This window comes from Limnoraphis robusta CS-951, assembly GCF_000972705.2.
Genome location: NZ_LATL02000066.1, coordinates 1 through 16435 on the forward strand (window position 1 = coordinate 1; position 16435 = coordinate 16435).

Genomic DNA, 16435 nt, shown 5'->3' on the forward strand with positions numbered 1-16435 from the left:
CCCCTAGCCCCCCTTTTAAAGGGGGGAACTGGATTTTTTATTTTTTCCAAGTCTCCCTTTTTAAGGGGGATTTAGGGGGATTCTTCCCCAGGGGGATTTAGGGGGATAAAGTCCCCCTTTTGATCCCCCCTAGCCCCCCTTTTAAAGGGGGGAACTGGATTTTTTTTTCTTGAAAGTCCCCCTTTTTAAGGGGGATTTAGGGGGATAAAGTCCCCCTTTTTAAGGGGGATTTAGGGGGATTCTTCCCCAGGGGATTTAGGGGAATAAAGTCCCCCTTTTGATCCCCCCTAGCCCCCCTTAAAAAGGGGGGAACTGGATTTTTTATTTTTTCCAAGTCTCCCTTTTTTTTCTTGAAAGTCCCCCTTTTTAAGGGGGATTTAGGGGGATTCCAACTCTCAAATTTTTCTTGAAAGTCCCCATTTTAAAGGGGGATTTAGGGGGATTCCAACTCTCAAGTTTTTCTTGAAAGTCCCCATTTTAAAGGGGGATTTAGGGGGATTCCAACTCTCAAGTTTTTCTTGAAAGTCCCCCTTAAAAAGGGGGATTTAGGGGGATCAAGTCCCCCTTTTTAAGGGGGATTTAGGGGGATCAAGTCCCCATTTTTAAGGGGATTTAGGGGGATCAAACCTACAAAGGCATCCAAACTTTAGCTAAAATTGTCGCAACTTTCATCACAGGTTCAGCAAGAGTTTCAACACCTTCTAATCCTTTTTTAAGTGCCTCAACTGCTTCATCTATTAAACCTTTATCGGGTTGCGGTTTCTTGAGTTCTGTTTCTATCATTTCAACAGGAAACTCTGCTTGTTTTTTCTGAATAGAGTTGAGTGCATTGGTTGAAGCAATTTCCTGTTTCAGCTTTTGCAGTTCATTTAATGCGGTTTCTACGTTAGAACTTTCTCCGACGGTTTGGGTATAGCTTTGATCAAGATTAACCTCAGAATCTACCGTATTGAATGCTTGAAAACCTTGATAATGGGTTCCACTATTACCACTAATGGTTATGTTACCAAAAGATTGAGATTTGTTCATAGTAGCAGGATTATCTTGAGAAGATGGTATCGCTTTGTTAGATTCCTGATTAGAACTAATAGCTAACGTTTTACTTCTCGGTCTATATTTAATTTGAGGTTTATCGACTTCAGAAATAGCGTTTAAATCAATTAAAGTGCGACCCGACTCAAAACAATTATCATAGGGTTCTCCCGCCCCCAACGCCCGATAAAACCCCACTGCAAATTTAATCGCGGCTTCGTCTCCTATCGCTTGATTCATCCCGACAACACAATCAATATGTTGATGAATGGCTTGGGCTTGAATTTCACTATAACAGGCGTTCAACAAAACACATTCGACTTCCGTTTGAAACGCTTTAAATAATCGGGCTAACGCATCTTCACTTACCAATACACTTCGCCCAGAATTGTCTTCTAAAATTAACCCATCATTTCCCGAACCATGACCAGAAAAGTGTACAATTGTGGGATGATGATAATAGAGCGTTTGTTGTAAATCATCAATCCGAACCGCTCCCACTGGTATCACACGAAATTCGTCTCTGTGATTTGATTGTCTCAGGGTTTGTTGAATCTCCCTGACTTCTTTATCCAAACGCAAACGAGTTGTATCTGCGGGATTAGCCGAGAGAATTAATATTTTTTTCATAGGTTAGATGCACAGAGTTGAATAGACGAGATTAGTCCAAATTAGATCAATATCGCTGACTGAGGGAGTGATAGCTCCAATTTGGCGTAAAAATTATGAGATGTCAAGGGAATGTCGCCAGATGAGTGTTGACTTTCTATTACTCATTAATACTAACCCGAAGTTCTAGGGGCTACGAGCCATATAAATTGTTCCTTATCGATTCTTTATTTGTTGATATTCTGTTCACTTTAGAATATCAAAATGAACTGCACCCAAGCAAATTCAAAATAAAAAAGCTGAAATCACTTCCGGCGTTGAGTTTGAGTCGTGGGGGAAGTGAATTCACTTCGGGGATTCCCCGAACTTTGCTAGTTTTAACTTTTATTCAAGTGTTTCTCGAATTTTTTCAACCACAAGATTCAACTGAACCGAATGAGACGCTTTCAACAAAATTCGATCACCTGGTTGGATAAATTGAATTAATTGTTCGGCCATTTGATGATGAATATTCTCTGAATTGATCTTCCCAATTTCTACAACAGCTAACCCTTTTGCACCCGTTGCCATTGCTTCTGCTTCTTCCGCATCTGCTAAAATAAACAGTGCGTCTAAATTGAGGTCTTGGGCTGTTTTTCCCACTTTTTGATGAAATTCAACCGAACGATCTCCGAGTTCTTTCATCGTTCCTAATACTGCAATATGGCGTTTACCAGGTGTTTGTCTTAACAACTTCAAAGCCGCTATCATCGACTCTAATCCCGCATTGTAGGTTTCATCTAAAATCACAATATCATTCGCAAATTCATAGCGTTTTGCTCGTCCTTCTGGGAGTTGAACTGACAAGCCTGTTTTGAGCGGGGTATAGAGTTCTTCAGCAGATAAATTTAGACCTTTAATCACTTTTAGAACCGCTAAAGCTGCTAAAAAATTAGACGCATTGTGAGATCCGGGCAACGGTAACGGTAAATTAATTCCTTCTACTCGCAGCGTTTGTTCATCAATCAATTCACCCTGTAAATCTCCCCCTTCTAAACCATAAGTCAGTGTTTCTCCCGACCAAACGGTTGCCGCAGTCTCGATTAAACGACGGTTATCATGGTTTAAAATAGCAATACTCGTCTTCGGCATTTCAGCGAGTAATTCACATTTAGCTTGAGCGATCGCTTCTTCTGAACCTAATCTCCCAATATGAGCGGTTCCCACATTCGTAATTAAGCCAATAGTTGGACGAGTAATTTGAGTCAGTAAAGCAATTTCTCCTCTAGCTCGCATCGCCATTTCAATCACAGCATAGTTGTGATCAGAAGTCAATTGTAAAAGCGTTTTCGGAACGCCAATTTCGTTGTTATAATTAGCTTGGGTTTTATGAACATTTCCTTGAGTGTTTAAAACCGCAGCAATTAATTCTTTTGTTGTGGTTTTTCCCACAGAACCCGTCACCCCAATAATGGGAATTGTAAACTGTTCTCGCCACCATCGGGCAATAGTCTGATAGGCTTCTAGAGTATCCTGAACCGTGAGCAAGGGTAAATTGGGAGAGTGAGCTGCAAAATCGGCTTCTACAATGGCACAAACCGCCCCTTTTGCGATCGCAGGTTCAACAAAGCCATGACCATCAAAGCGATCGCCACGCAAAGCGACAAAGGCTTCTCCAGGCTTCAGTGTACGAGTATCCGTCGTGATACCGATCACCTGCACGTCTTGGGGGGTATCACACTGCAAAGGCAAAGAAACCGCTAGAATTTGAGATAGTTGAGTTAATGTGATCGGGCTAAACATCCTGCAAACATTTAAAACTTGACTCAAGATTGCCATTATTATTTCAGAATTTGGGCATCTTGAGAGAGTCTGAGGTGAATCTTTTTAATTTCTCATGCACTGGGTAAATTTATAGGTGTTGTAGAAGCCAACAAAAGCTGAACAATTTTAGACCCTAGTTTGTACTGTCTTTGTACCCAAATTTTAGTCAAACTAGAGTTTTATGGTCTGTAATGGTGTGTAGGAACATTTCATCTGGGGTAAGCGTTGCATTCAGCGAGGAAAATATCTCGCTTCAACTCAAAGGTGTATTTCAAGCTTTATTAGCCCATCTTTTGAAAGAATAAGATTTAGGGTAGATTAGTGATCTCAAATGAACAAGTCGTTTGTCAGTCGTTACAGTCGGTTTATTTCTCCTGAAGAACAGCAACTCTATGATCACTTAATTGAACAAGTAGAAGTTGAAAGTCCTTCGGAGTTAATTGAACGCATTCGTTTGTTATTTATTGAAGGTTCTGGCTATCCAGATCGTCAAATCGCTCAGGCTTTAGAGAAAATCTTAAACCATAAGGAAGTCGAAGAAGATTTTAACTTTATTCTTAATCGCTGTTGTTATATTTTAATCAACGGTTGGCATACGCTACCCAGCCGAAAAGAAGCGATTTATAAATTACTAAAACTGTTTGATAAATTAGCAGAAAAAACCTTCAGTAGCTACAATCACTCTCGCCGTTTAAAACGACAGAACGAACTCATGCAAAAGTTTGCTCAGAGTGAACAATATTCGGCTTTAAAGCGCTTTGCAGAAGTGCTTTGTCAGTCGCAGGGGTTTAATTCTCCTCCTCTGTTAACGCAACCTTTAAGAACTCTAATACCCCGTTATCCCTACTTATATACTCATTGTTTGCTGAGTGACTATAGTTCCTATGAACATCAGCAAATGATTCGACATATTCAAGCTCAAAAGCAACGCAAATTTGAACTGGATTTATCTCGGTATTCAGCGCATCAACTGCGACGCCTGGAAGTTGCACGGGTTTCAATAGAAGATGCCAAAAAGATTAAATCTCCCCTCCCTAACCCAACGCTATTAAGTAACCGAGAACTTTTTGACGCTTTAAAACAATATGTGGGGAAAGTAGAAGGCTCAGATACTTACCGCGACATGGCTAAACGCTTTATCTCTCATTCTAACTCAATCCAAACCTTTCGAGAATTTAAAGATGATTTTTATGAGTATCTCAATACAAGCAGCTTAGGTTCTGCTTACAGTAAACGTCAGTTCAACGATAAACTCTATAAGCAGTTACAAATCATTATTCCTCACAGCGATGATGAACCCTTTAATGAATTTCTGCTGCTGAGAACGTGCAGCCAGATGTTGAATTTTCTCGTCGTTGAGAGTCCACAAAAACCCAATCACTTTGTTTTCATTGACTTAATTTCCAATATTGGGCCGACATTTACCGTTGGTTTACTGCTAAAAATAGTTCTGATTTGTCGGAAAGTTAGACCCTATTTAGAAAAGCGATTTTCGATTCTTTTCAACCATTACGAATCAAGCTCCCAAGATGCGGTTGTCTGGTTAATTAAAGTTCTAGAAAATTTGAATATTGCTTTAACCAGTAACTTTGGGCGGATTGATTTATCGTTTATTCATTAAAGAAGAATTCAGAAGTCAGAATTTCTGAGTCAGTAATCAAATCAATTGAAGGTCGATTTAGACCCCTTGACGAGTCCAACCGTCGCACAGAATTCAATTCTGTCTCCTGACTCCTGACTCCTGACTACTTTATTCATAAACACTTTTCAAACCATTCTACATCCCAATATCGATCAAACTTACGACCCACTTCTCGAAACACACCTACACTTTGAAACCCAAACTTTTTATGAAGTCCAATAGAAGCAGGATTGGGTAACGTAATCCCCGCATAAGCCCGATGCACATCTTCAGTTTTTAAGGCCTGAAATAAACGGCGATACAGTAACGTTCCTATTCCTTTTCTAATAGCTTTTGGATGAACATAAACACTGGTTTCCACCGAAGTTTCATAAGCCGCTTTGGGTCGAAATAAACTACTCGTCGCATAGCCAACCACTTCACCTTCAACTTCAGCGACAAACAAACGATAACGACCTATATCAGAATAATGCTCAAACCATTCTTCAGTCCGTCGTTCCACTGTAAACAGTTTAAGATCAAAGGTAATCGCCGTGTTGAGAATATAATGATTGTAAATTTCCGTCAGTTGAAAGATATCTGAAGGTTGGGAAAAACGAATTACGATAGTCATTGGAGTCCGGCACAATTAACAAGAGGGTAGACTGATGCTCAACACCTGTTAAAATAAACAGAAGTTGATTCAAAATCTTATTATCCGTTATTCTCTAAAACTGTGGAGTTCTAAAGCCCACAGGATATTCAAAAAAGATACGATAGGATGAGAGATCAGAGAAATATCAACTCCTGCGAGTTGAGAGGAGCCAGATGAACCTAGATGACGAACTCAACAATACAATTTTAAGCTTCACTGACATTCAAGCTGAGTTAAACCTCCGGGATGCACAAGATGCGATGCGCGAAATCGTGGCACATCTGGACTTAACCCCCCAAGAACGAGCCGGACTGGAAACAGAACTTGAGGGCTTAGACACGATAATGGATAAACTCGAACAAACTCGCGTCCAAATTGCGGTGTTTGGGATGGTGGGGCGGGGGAAATCCTCGATTTTGAATGCTCTTTTAGGTCAAAATATCTTTGAAACTGGCCCGATTCATGGCGTCACCCAAGCAACTCAAGCCAAAAGTTGGCAAGTTGCTAATACGCCTCCAGAAACTTCGGAAATGGGAAATGATGTCGTTTCTTATCGCATTTCTCAAGTCGAATTAATAGACACTCCGGGAATCGATGAAGTTGACGGGAAAACCCGAGAAGAAATCGCCCGTCAAGTTGCACAACGCGCTGATTTACTGTTATTTGTGATTGCCGGAGATATTACTCAAGTTGAATATCAGGCGTTATCTCAACTGCGGGAAGCCGGAAAACCGATGTTATTAGTGTTTAACAAAGTTGACCAATATCCTGAAGCTGACCGGATGGCAATTTATCACAAAATACGCGATGAACGAGTCAAAGAATTACTGTCACCGGATGAAATTGTCATGGCTGCGGCGTCTCCATTAGTCGCCAAAGCAATTCGTCGTCCTGATGGCAGTATTCAACCTCAATTAAGTCGTTCTGAACCGCAAGTTGACCAACTGAAACTCAAAATTCTCGATATTTTAGACCGGGAAGGAAAATCACTGGTTGCACTGAATACCATGCTTTATGCGGGAGAGATTAACGAACAGTTAGTGCAGCGAAAAATGGAAATTCGCGATGAAAGTGCGAACCGAGTGATTTGGAATGGGGTGATGACCAAATCCGTCGCCATTGCACTCAATCCGATGACGGTTATTGACCTCGTAAGTGGTGCGGTGATTGATGTGATGATGATTTTAACTTTATCTAAATTATATGGCATTTCGATGACCCAAAAAGGGGCTATTGATTTATTACAAAAAATCGCCATTAGTATGGGGGGAATTACAGCCAGTGAATTAGTCGCAAATTTGGGTTTAAGTTCTTTAAAAGGACTGTTGGGAGTGACGGCACCGATGACGGGAGGGGCGACATTAATTCCCTATTTGTCGGTGGCGATGACGCAAGCCGCAGTCGCTGGGGTTTCTTCCTATGGTATTGGACAGGTGACAAAAACCTATCTTGCTAACGGTGCGTCTTGGGGTGATGAAGCACCAAAAGCGGTGGTGAAACGAATTCTCGCCTCGTTGGATGAAACGTCTATTCTCAACCGAATTAAAGCCGAATTACAAACAAAATTAGACTTAACTCGTCATTCGACTCCCCAAAAACGACAATTTGAACAACCCTGATATTCAAAACAATTAGTATTAGAAAGCCATTTTTTTGCCGAAACCGAGTTTTTCTAGAATTTTCTCAGTATTTTCTAGAATAATTCTCAGGAAAATTTAAGTTTGCTCAGATTCAATGAAAACTAAGATTGAAAAATTTAGCTTAAATTTTGGGTATTAATTCCAAAAATAAGCGATAAAATAAATAAATCTACCTTAAAACTTACAGAGAAATCGAAAGAAATGGTTGCGAATTACGAAGTCGAATCAATTGTTCTAGATCGCTACAAACAAGGCGCGAAAGAAGTTCAGCCGTCTTTATGCTGTCCGACTAGCTACGACAAACAATATCTGGCAAAAATTCCACAAGAAATCCTCGAGAAAGACTATGGTTGTGGTGATCCGACTCGCTATGTAAAATCTGGGGAAACAGTCGTTGATCTCGGTTCAGGTGCAGGGAAACACTGTTATATTTTATCACAGATTGTCGGTGAACAGGGTCAAGTGATTGGTGTTGACTTCAATGATGCCATGCTGTCACTCGCTCGAAAATATCAAGCCGAAATGGCGACAAAATTGGGATATCAAAATACCAAATTTGTCAAGGGTAAAATTCAAGATTTAGCCCTGGATTTAGACAAAGTACAACAGTGGTTAACCCAAAATCCTGTACAATCGATAGAAGGGATTTCTGCTTTACAAACAGAATGCGATCGCCTGCGACAAGAAGAAACGTTAATTGCTGATCATAGCGTTGATGTCGTGATTTCTAACTGTGTTTTAAATCTGGTTCGTCCCCAAGACAAAACACAACTGTTTCAAGAAATTTATCGGGTTCTAAAAAAAGGCGGTCGGGCGGTTATTTCTGATATCGTTTGCGATGAAAACTCAACGCCAGAAATGGTGAAAGATCCCGAACTTTGGAGTGGTTGCATTTCGGGAGCGTTTCGAGAAGACACGTTTTTAGAAATGTTTGAACAAGCCGGATTCTACGGTATTGAAATTTTAGTTCGTCAAGCCGAACCTTGGCAAGTCATTAATGGCATAGAATTTCGTTCCCTGACGGTTCAAGCCTTTAAAGGAAAAGAAGGCCCCTGTTTAGAACGGAAACAAGCTATCATTTACAAAGGCCCTTGGAAACAAGTTGTTGATGATGATGGTCATACTCTTTGTCGGGGTCAACGCATGGCCGTTTGTGACAAAACATTTAACCTTTATACTGATCCAAATGGGCCTTATTCTCAAAGTATTGTAGCCCTTCCTCCCTATCAAGAAATTCCCCTTGCAGAAGCTACAAATTTCAACTGTAAACCGAAAGCAACTCGCAGTCCTAAAGAAACAAAAGGAACCGACTATCAGATCACTAGCTTACCGGATAGTGATTCCTGTTGTGATCCCTTAGAATGTTGTTAGAGAGAAGAAAAAAACACCCTCGACACAAAGAGGGAATTTTTGGAGTCTTTGTGTCAATGAAAACATGAGTGCAAGCGTCTGGCTTGCTAGATGTCTCTTTCAAGTTTCGCTGCTACTAGATCCCGGTGAATAAATTTGACCTACAGAATGATCGGCGTTAATCTCAACAACTAAATCTGCTAAATGGGGATTTTTGACTAACGGCGAGATGAATAATTCGGGATGCAGAGATTTCCAAAAATAGTCTACAAACTGTTCAATTTCTGCATCCGTCATTCCTGATTTTCCACTGGCAATCATTTCTTGTTCGGCTTGTTGACGCCATTGTTTTGATAAGCGATAATCAACAGGATAGAGAACCATTAACCGATCCAAACGTTCCCACAACGGAAGATAATCTTTTAACTTCTGATTAATATCTCGCGCAAATTGTCGATCGCTTTCGGTTAAAATCGGTTCAGGAGGGTGATTAAATTGGCTATCTTCAACCGGACGACAACCGACAAACCAGCCTTCAAACAACACTACATCAACTTTGGTGACAATTTCCGGTTCAATGCGATCGCCTGCTCCATGATACAACGATTTATCAAACCGAGGAACCGCCACAGAAGCCTTAGTTTGACGCAACTCATCTAAAACCCCTAGCCCAATTTCTACATCATGGGTTCCCGGTGGACCACGCCAAATGAAGCGAGGATCAACTTCTCGCAAACGTTCCCGATCGGCGTAACTTTTGTACAAATCATCAATTGATAAACTTAGGGTAGAATATCCTTGAAAGCTTAAAATCGCAGTTAAAGCTTTACCCAGAGTCGTTTTACCCGTTCCCTGTCCGCCGAGAATCCCTTGAATAATCGGACGATTTAAGCTTTGATAATGTTGGGTGAGTTGAGTTGCCAGAGGAAGCCACAATTTCCAGAGCAGTTCCCAACCCGCCCCAACTTGCGGTAAATTACAGTCATGTTGGAGTAGGGAGTAAAATAATTGCGATCGCTTTTCAATCACCGTCTCAACGTTCTCTGGGGTGATTCCAAAGGCAGTTGAGCGTCGATGATCACGCAGTTCTAAAGCGGCTAACTGTTGCAGTTCATCAGGTGAGGGTTGATTTCCCCCTGCCCAAGCCTCTAAAATTTGAATCATAAGGGGATTATTTTTGAAGCGTGGGAACTTTCAAGAACCGAGTAAAAACGCCAGTAAAAACAAACTATAGATAGTCCCGATTTTTAGGGCGTTGAGGTTTTCAATCCATAACGGTTGGCGAATTTGGGGTTTTCTGCGATAAGTTAGCCAGCTCACAGCTTCGGTGAACAATAATACAAACAAGGCGGCGATCACGTCCCATTGAGACTCTTGTCCCGCTATCGTAGAAATAACAATACCCAAAAATGAGCCGAGTAGCAAACTAATCGTTAGCAGTGAGATTCGTCGCCAAGGATTGCGTAGCCATCGCCCCAGTCGCTCACTAAGAACATTTGTTAGTCGGTTTAGACGAGTGTTCTGCATAGAACAACTTGTGAAATTGATCGGATTGGACTTTTCACGGAAAAGATCATGAAACTTACACTACACCCTGCAATCTGGGTTGCTGGGACTATTATATTTTCGAGTTTTGCCTTGAGACAACTTTGGTTAAACACTTGTATCAGTTCTACCGAATTACAGCGATCGCTTGATCCCGATAGTGTACCTGTATTTATTCCTTCTACGATCCCTGATTCTACACCGAGTTTAACGGAAAATGCAGCACCCGAGGAGATTGGAGTGAGTTTTGATCCCGTCTCAGAGGGGACAAAAGCGGCATTGCGGGTGAGTAATCGCACAAATCATCCGGTGCGGGTTGCATTGCGTTCACCATCCCAGGCTTCCGAACCTGTTCACTGGGATTTTGCACCTCAAGAGGGAAGTTTGAATGGACTTATTTTATCGCTACCGGAGACTGATTTAACTTTGGAACCGGGAGATATTTTAGTCGTCTTTGCTCAAGATGGTTCTCGTCAATACTGGGGGCCTTATATTGTAGGTGAAACCAACTCACCCGCCTGGAATTCTCAGGGTGAAGAATGGCTGTTAGTGGTTAAACCCTAAAGACTGAGTTAGCAAACCCAAGATGGAAACTAATTTGAGGATTGACAACTTACTTGTTTGTGCAATTGCTGTAATTGCTGCTTCTGCTGCTGCTATTTGTTCCTCTAAAAATGTGCGAGTTGGCATTAGAGTTTCTTCTAATTCGACCCTTCAATCTTGAAAAAGCTAGTTTTTTAGTAATGCTTCGATTCTGCATAACGATAAATGACAGACAATTCACTAAACCTCATTCTTGCTCTTGTCGCTTTTTAAACAAATCGAATGCGGCTATATATAACTCCTGACTTAGTGTGTATTAGACCACATATGCAAGATAACACCCGTCAGCAGGATGTTGTCAAGCGATCGCAGTCTAACTCGGCTATCATTAGTGTTATTCCATAGGTAGAGGATACCAGATTTTTTTCTAGAAGTGCTGTAGCTTGATGGTGCTAAAGCACTACTACAGACTTGGTTAAACTGTCACTATTCACCGTACAATTTATAAGGTTCTCGCTAATTCATCAGCAAACGACGGGATGAAACTAAAGTCTAAATGGGGGATCACTTCTGAATTCCCATCTCAATTTAAACGGCTTTTCCTGACAGCTATTCTGCCTATCTTGGGGTTGGGCTTGGTCGGTTGGATTGCTTTTTTTTGGAACTTGGGTAATACAGGTTTAGTTGATGAGACAGAACCTCTATTTGCAGAAGCCGCTCGTCAAATGTTAGTCACTGGAGATTGGATCACGCCCTACTTTAATGAAGTTCCTCGCTTTGACAAGCCACCTTTGATTTATTGGTTGATGGCGATCGCTTATCGGCTCGTCGGGGTGAATGAGTGGGGGGTTCGTCTTCCTTCGGCGATCGCGGCTTTATTTCTCATCTTTTTTATTTATTACATTCTACAATTTTATCTGACAAATAGCAAGAATAAACCGAAATTTTATCGGAGTTTATTCAAGTTTAAAATTAAACTTTATCCTTTACCCTTCATGGGTGCTGCTTTAATCGCGTTTAATCCTGAAACCATCGCTTGGGCAAGAATAGGCGTTTCTGATATGCTGTTAAATGCCTGTATGGGTTCCGCATTATTAGCTTTTTTTCGGGGCTATGCTGAACCAAACGAACGAAAATCTGATCAATTATCTCCTTGGTATTTTGCTTTTTATATTTTTCTCGCTTTAGCGGTGTTAACTAAAGGGCCAATTGGCTTTGTTTTACCTGTTTTAATTATCGGATTATTTACTCTATATCTGGGAAATATTAAAAAGGTTTTACAAGAAATTTTTCCAATTTTAGGAAGCTTTATTCTTTTGGTCATCGTTCTTCCTTGGTATATCTTCATAACAGCAAAACATGGATTAACCTATCTCAATGACTTCTTTGGCTATCATAATTTTCAACGTTTTACTCAAGTCGTCAATAATCACGATGCCCCTTGGTATTTTTATTTTATTATTGTTTTAATAGGATTTGCACCTTGGTCTGTTTATTTACCTGTTGCTATTGTACAAACTCAGTTTTGGCAGCGAAAAAACTGGCAAAATCGCTCTCGCCTCGAACATTTACCCTTATTTTCTCTGTTTTGGTTTGGATGTATTTTCATCTTCTTCAGTATTTCTGTCACTAAACTTCCCAGTTATGTCTTGCCCTTGATGCCCGCTTCAGCCTTACTGGTTGCGCTGTTTTGGAATAATATTTACAACAAAAAACAGAAATTAAATGTCGTTTTCAAACCCTTACTATATTTTTCCTTCAAATTAAACTTGTTTTTTTTAATCGCCCTTTCCGGGGCTATTTTTTGGAGTTATCATTGGTTAGGAGATGATCCAGATATGCCTGATTTTCGAGAAGCACTCCACGCTTCTGGGTTACTAGAATTGAGTGCTTTGATTTGGATTATAACTGCCGGAATCATTTTATTTTTATTATGGAAACGACAACCTGATAAAATTTTAACAGTTAATTTAATCGGGTTTATTGCCTTTTTAATCTTTGCAGCGACTCCCGCCAATCAATTACTGGATATTCACCGACAAGAACCCTTACGACAACTGGCGGAAACCGTCACCAAAGAAAGAATATCTCAAGAATATTTACTGATGATTGGCTTTAAAAAACCCAGTTTAGTTTTTTATACTCAAAATCCTGTAAAATACTTTCAATATGCCAGCGATGCTGTTAGCTATCTTCGCACCCCAAGCGTTCAAAAAGCCTCTCCTGACACGGTTCTGATTTTAGCTTATCCTCAAGATATATTTGAAATTGGACTGCGGGCTTCTCAGTACCAACTATTACATCAAGCAGGGGTTTACCAACTGATTAGAGTCCCTAAACTCGTTCTATTAAACCTCGATAGCAATCCACTTCCTAGCGACTAATTCAGCAAAGGCTATTTTTGAACTTTGGGTTGAGTATAGCATCCTTTCGTGGGACATTCAACAGCCAATTCTAAACTGATCATAAAAAGTGACAAATCATTCGGATTGTGAAATAATTCTCCTGTAATATCCAACGATATGGTATCAGGAGTGAAGATTTTTATCCTATGATGAACTGGCTCAAAAAATATTCTACCCTCAAGTTTTCTACCCTTTTAAAAAATAAATTCATCTGTTTTTTGCTGATGTTTGTGTTAGGCGTTAGCCTTTCAGGAGCCACAAAATCAACCACAACTCCTTCAATACGTGTGCCAATTTTCGGTTTTCATAATATTATCGACTTTGAGACGGCAGAAAAGACCAAAATCAAACCGCTCACCTTTGAACACGACTATAGTAAACGGGAAATCTATACTTTATTAAACTACTTAGTTGACAACAACTATTGGTTTTTGAGTAGTCAAGATTTGTTTACTTACTTTATTCAAAAATCAAAACCCATCCCAAGCGAATATCTCAACCGCAAACCCGTAATGATCACCTTTGATGATGGTTACTTGGGAGTCCATGAAAATCTTTTACCGATTTTAAAAGACCTAGAAAAAAACTATGGAGAAACGGTAAAAGTAGTTCTATTTATTAACCCAGGTTCAATGGGAGTTAATCTCAAAGATTTTGTTCCTCATATCAGTTGTGATCAGCTACGCGAGGGATATAGACGCGGTTTTTATGATATTCAGTCTCATGGATTTTCTCATCAAAACCTGAGTAAATTAGATCTGAAAAACTTAGAACTTGAGTTAGAGAAATCCAAAACAAAACTCAGAGAATGTGTAGCCGATTTAGATCGAAATAAATGGGTGGGCGCTCATATTGCCTATCCCTACGGTTCAGTTAGCCCCAAAGTCGAAAAATATTTACCCAAATATCACTTGACGGGATATCTATATGATGGGATTATTTCTCGACCGAATCGCTTAAGAAATCCGTTCCAAATTTCTAGAGTTCCTGTCAACCGCTATATCACACCCCAGCAATTAATTCAAATTGCCAACCGAGCCACGCCAATCAAACAATTAGATCTGAAAAACCCTTAAATTCGATCAGTCAAGAGAAAAGGACAGTAATCTATTAGAATTGAACATTAATAACAGTTAACCCCTTACTGAAATGATGCAATTCTTTGGGATTATTGTCACCCTACTCCTTTTCACCGTTCAAATCTTCGGAGGATATTCACCCGCCTTTGCAGCTTCTGAGACTTTAGCAGAATCAACCCCTGTCGTTCAAGATCTGGAGAACCTGCTGGATAAAGCCTTTGAAACAACAACCGCCGGAAAATTTGCCCAAGCGGAAACCTACTGGACTGAGATTATTCAACAATATCCAGACAACCCCGCCATGTGGAGTAACCGGGGAAATGTTCGGGTGAGTCAAAATAAGCTAGAAGAAGCCATTTCTGACTACAACAAAGCCATCGAACTCGCACCCGAACTCCCCGATGCTTATTTAAACCGAGGCGTGGCTTATGAACGATTAAAACGTTGGCTTGATGCGATCGCCGACTACAATTATGTGTTAGAACAAGCTCCTGAAGATGCCGTCGCCTTCAACAACCGAGGCAATGCCGAAGCCGGTTTAGGGGACTGGAAAGCCGCAATTATTGATTATGAAACCGCCGCCGAACTTGATCCCAATTATGCCTTTGCCCGGGCAAACTACGCCCTGGCCCTCTATCAAGACGGCCAAACCGAAAAAGCCCTTCGCACCATGAAAAATCTAGTGCGTAAATATCCGAATTTTGCCGATATGCGAGCCGCTTTAAGCGCTTGTTTATGGGAAAAAGGCAAACAAGGAGAAGCCGAAAGTAACTGGGTCGCAGCCGTTGGACTCGATAAGCGTTACAAAGATCTTGAATGGGTGACTCAAGTCCGTCGTTGGCCGCCTGCGGTTGTCAATGCCTTGGATAAGTTTCTCAACTTGCAGTAAGCTGTTCGATCACATCAGGGGTAAGTTGTTCAACGTTATCAAGAACCATCACCGCACCTGCGGTTTTTAGGGTTTCAGCGTAGGCTTGAGCGCGTTGGCCGTTCTGTTGAACATGAGGCGGTAACACACCCACACCTAGCCAAGACCGAACCGGTTGCTGTTCAGAGGCTTGTTTGATGGTGTACATATCCCCTACCGTGTCTCCCACATACACAACCGTCGTCGGGCGCTGAGAGTGCAACTGCTCGATCGCCATAAACAGTCCTGTCGGATCGGGTTTTCCCGGTGCGTCCTCCATTGCGACTAACACAGGTGAACCTAACCCTAACTTCCCACTCAGCACGTATAACGCTTCATCTCGCATGGCGCCGCTAAAAAATCCCCAACCGATACCTGCGTAACTCAGTTGTTTAAAATAAGCAGGCTGACACAGCACAGGTTCCGAGCAAATATAACCCGTCCAATTTTCGGGATCTGGCCCTCGATAGCGGGATTGAAAAAAGGCAATCAAACTCTCATAGTTGAGATCGATGGGATGGCGAGATGAACCCGCATTTCCCCCAGACGGCGTTGAGTTAGGCTGACGTTCAAAATAGCGAGAGATCAGTTCCCGAGAGGCTTCCCAATCATTATTCCAGATGCCCTCAGACTTGAGTTGATCAATGTCTTCCTGGCTGGGACGGTAAGCCTGGTTTGTAAACTGTTCAACGGTATCTGCGATCGCCCGTCGATAGGAACCGCCGACATCCCGAATTACACCGTCAATATCGAAAATTACAATTGCTTTCATCCTGTGGGGCTTGAATAAAGAGTTGATCCTTTGACATACTCCTCATAGCTAAAGCCAGAGGATTCTCCAAACACGAGCGGTTTTGGATTACTGGTTCATTGACAACCCTTACAGCAAGCTGCTTTCCTAACCTACTCTTTGAGGGGTTCGTCTCCCCAGTCGTTCATCCCATTTCAGAGATAGTTTCGGTATGCCCTACCGTACCTGAGAAAAAAATGCTTGATTCTCTGTACTTGGTGCTTGAAGGTTTTATCTTGCCAAAGCATTCCTGGCAAGAACCCCATACCTTAAGTTTTCAAGGTTCATTGCATCGATTAGATGCTGGGTTTTTCAACTGGTTGAATACCCGGCCAGTAGAGTTATTATAGCATTTCCTTGCCTTGTGCCTTGTATCCCCATACCTATTGGTAGGGGCGTGTACGGCAATTTCCGGTAAATTTAGATAGCACAGAAGTCTCATTGTGCGTTAGAATA

Annotated in this window: 15 protein-coding genes; 8 read left to right on the plus strand and 7 right to left on the minus strand. The window is 41.2% G+C overall.

The annotated features are described in order from the left end of the window. Positions 1-627: 627 nt before the first annotated feature. Together WN50_RS05415 and WN50_RS05420 are read right to left on the minus strand one after the other, a co-directional pair. On the minus strand, positions 628-1662 hold the full coding sequence (locus tag WN50_RS05415; protein ID WP_046279908.1) for a CHAT domain-containing protein: 1035 nt from the start codon (positions 1660-1662) through the stop codon (positions 628-630). A 363-nt stretch (positions 1663-2025) separates the two neighbouring features. Beyond that, a complete protein-coding gene (locus WN50_RS05420) occupies positions 2026-3423 on the minus strand; it encodes a UDP-N-acetylmuramoyl-tripeptide--D-alanyl-D-alanine ligase (RefSeq protein ID WP_046279920.1) in 1398 nt (465 codons plus the stop codon). 352 nt (positions 3424-3775) lie between these two features. On the opposite strand from WN50_RS05420, the gene WN50_RS05425 reads away from it, so the two are divergent. Further along, complete coding sequence (locus WN50_RS05425; protein WP_046279909.1) at positions 3776-5065, plus strand: hypothetical protein; 1290 nt, start codon at positions 3776-3778, stop codon at positions 5063-5065. 133 nt (positions 5066-5198) lie between these two features. Here WN50_RS05425 and WN50_RS05430 read toward each other — a convergent pair whose 3' ends face one another. Next, a complete protein-coding gene (locus tag WN50_RS05430; protein ID WP_046279910.1) occupies positions 5199-5699 on the minus strand; it encodes a GNAT family N-acetyltransferase in 501 nt (166 codons plus the stop codon). Positions 5700-5893: 194 nt separating this feature from the next. On the opposite strand from WN50_RS05430, the gene WN50_RS05435 reads away from it, so the two are divergent. Both WN50_RS05435 and WN50_RS05440 read left to right on the plus strand, forming a co-directional pair. Next, positions 5894-7339: a GTP-binding protein gene (locus WN50_RS05435; RefSeq protein ID WP_046279911.1), complete on the plus strand. Its 1446-nt coding sequence runs from the start codon at positions 5894-5896 to the stop codon at positions 7337-7339. A gap of 222 nt (positions 7340-7561) precedes the next feature. After that, the gene (locus WN50_RS05440) at positions 7562-8731 is read left to right on the plus strand and encodes a methyltransferase domain-containing protein (RefSeq protein ID WP_046279912.1); all 1170 of its coding nucleotides are present in this window, start codon (positions 7562-7564) and stop codon (positions 8729-8731) included. A gap of 99 nt (positions 8732-8830) precedes the next feature. Here the strand turns inward: WN50_RS05440 and WN50_RS05445 are convergent, their stop codons facing one another. Together WN50_RS05445 and WN50_RS05450 are read right to left on the minus strand one after the other, a co-directional pair. After that, positions 8831-9874, minus strand: a complete 1044-nt coding sequence (locus tag WN50_RS05445; RefSeq protein ID WP_046279913.1) for a glycerate kinase — start codon at positions 9872-9874, stop codon at positions 8831-8833. Positions 9875-9904: 30 nt separating this feature from the next. Beyond that, on the minus strand, positions 9905-10237 hold the full coding sequence (locus tag WN50_RS05450) for a DUF565 domain-containing protein (RefSeq protein ID WP_046279914.1): 333 nt from the start codon (positions 10235-10237) through the stop codon (positions 9905-9907). A gap of 48 nt (positions 10238-10285) precedes the next feature. Here WN50_RS05450 and WN50_RS05455 point away from each other — a divergent pair, with 48 nt between their 5' ends. Further along, positions 10286-10819, plus strand: a complete 534-nt coding sequence (locus WN50_RS05455) for a hypothetical protein (protein WP_046279915.1) — start codon at positions 10286-10288, stop codon at positions 10817-10819. Here the strand turns inward: WN50_RS05455 and WN50_RS34565 are convergent. Continuing rightward, positions 10802-10945, minus strand: a complete 144-nt coding sequence (locus WN50_RS34565) for a hypothetical protein (protein ID WP_160315352.1) — start codon at positions 10943-10945, stop codon at positions 10802-10804. The genes WN50_RS05455 and WN50_RS34565 overlap by 18 nt on opposite strands. Before the next feature lie 135 nt (positions 10946-11080). Between WN50_RS34565 and WN50_RS36850 the strand changes: the two genes are divergently transcribed. The 4 genes from WN50_RS36850 to WN50_RS05470 all read left to right on the plus strand — a co-directional run bounded on the left by WN50_RS36850 (position 11081) and on the right by WN50_RS05470 (position 15171). After that, positions 11081-11203, plus strand: coding sequence for a hypothetical protein (locus WN50_RS36850; protein ID WP_281062766.1), 123 nt, complete (start codon positions 11081-11083; stop codon positions 11201-11203). 134 nt (positions 11204-11337) lie between these two features. Then, on the plus strand, positions 11338-13182 hold the full coding sequence (locus WN50_RS05460; RefSeq protein ID WP_046279916.1) for an ArnT family glycosyltransferase: 1845 nt from the start codon (positions 11338-11340) through the stop codon (positions 13180-13182). Between the two features lie 167 nt (positions 13183-13349). Continuing rightward, positions 13350-14279 (plus strand): polysaccharide deacetylase family protein, encoded by a 930-nt coding sequence (locus tag WN50_RS05465; RefSeq protein WP_046279917.1) that lies wholly within the window; start codon positions 13350-13352, stop codon positions 14277-14279. 76 nt (positions 14280-14355) lie between these two features. After that, a complete protein-coding gene (locus WN50_RS05470) occupies positions 14356-15171 on the plus strand; it encodes a tetratricopeptide repeat protein (RefSeq protein WP_046279918.1) in 816 nt (271 codons plus the stop codon). Here WN50_RS05470 and WN50_RS05475 read toward each other — a convergent pair. Then, complete coding sequence (locus tag WN50_RS05475; RefSeq protein WP_046279919.1) at positions 15158-15961, minus strand: TIGR01548 family HAD-type hydrolase; 804 nt, start codon at positions 15959-15961, stop codon at positions 15158-15160. The genes WN50_RS05470 and WN50_RS05475 overlap by 14 nt on opposite strands. Positions 15962-16435: the final 474 nt, after the last annotated feature.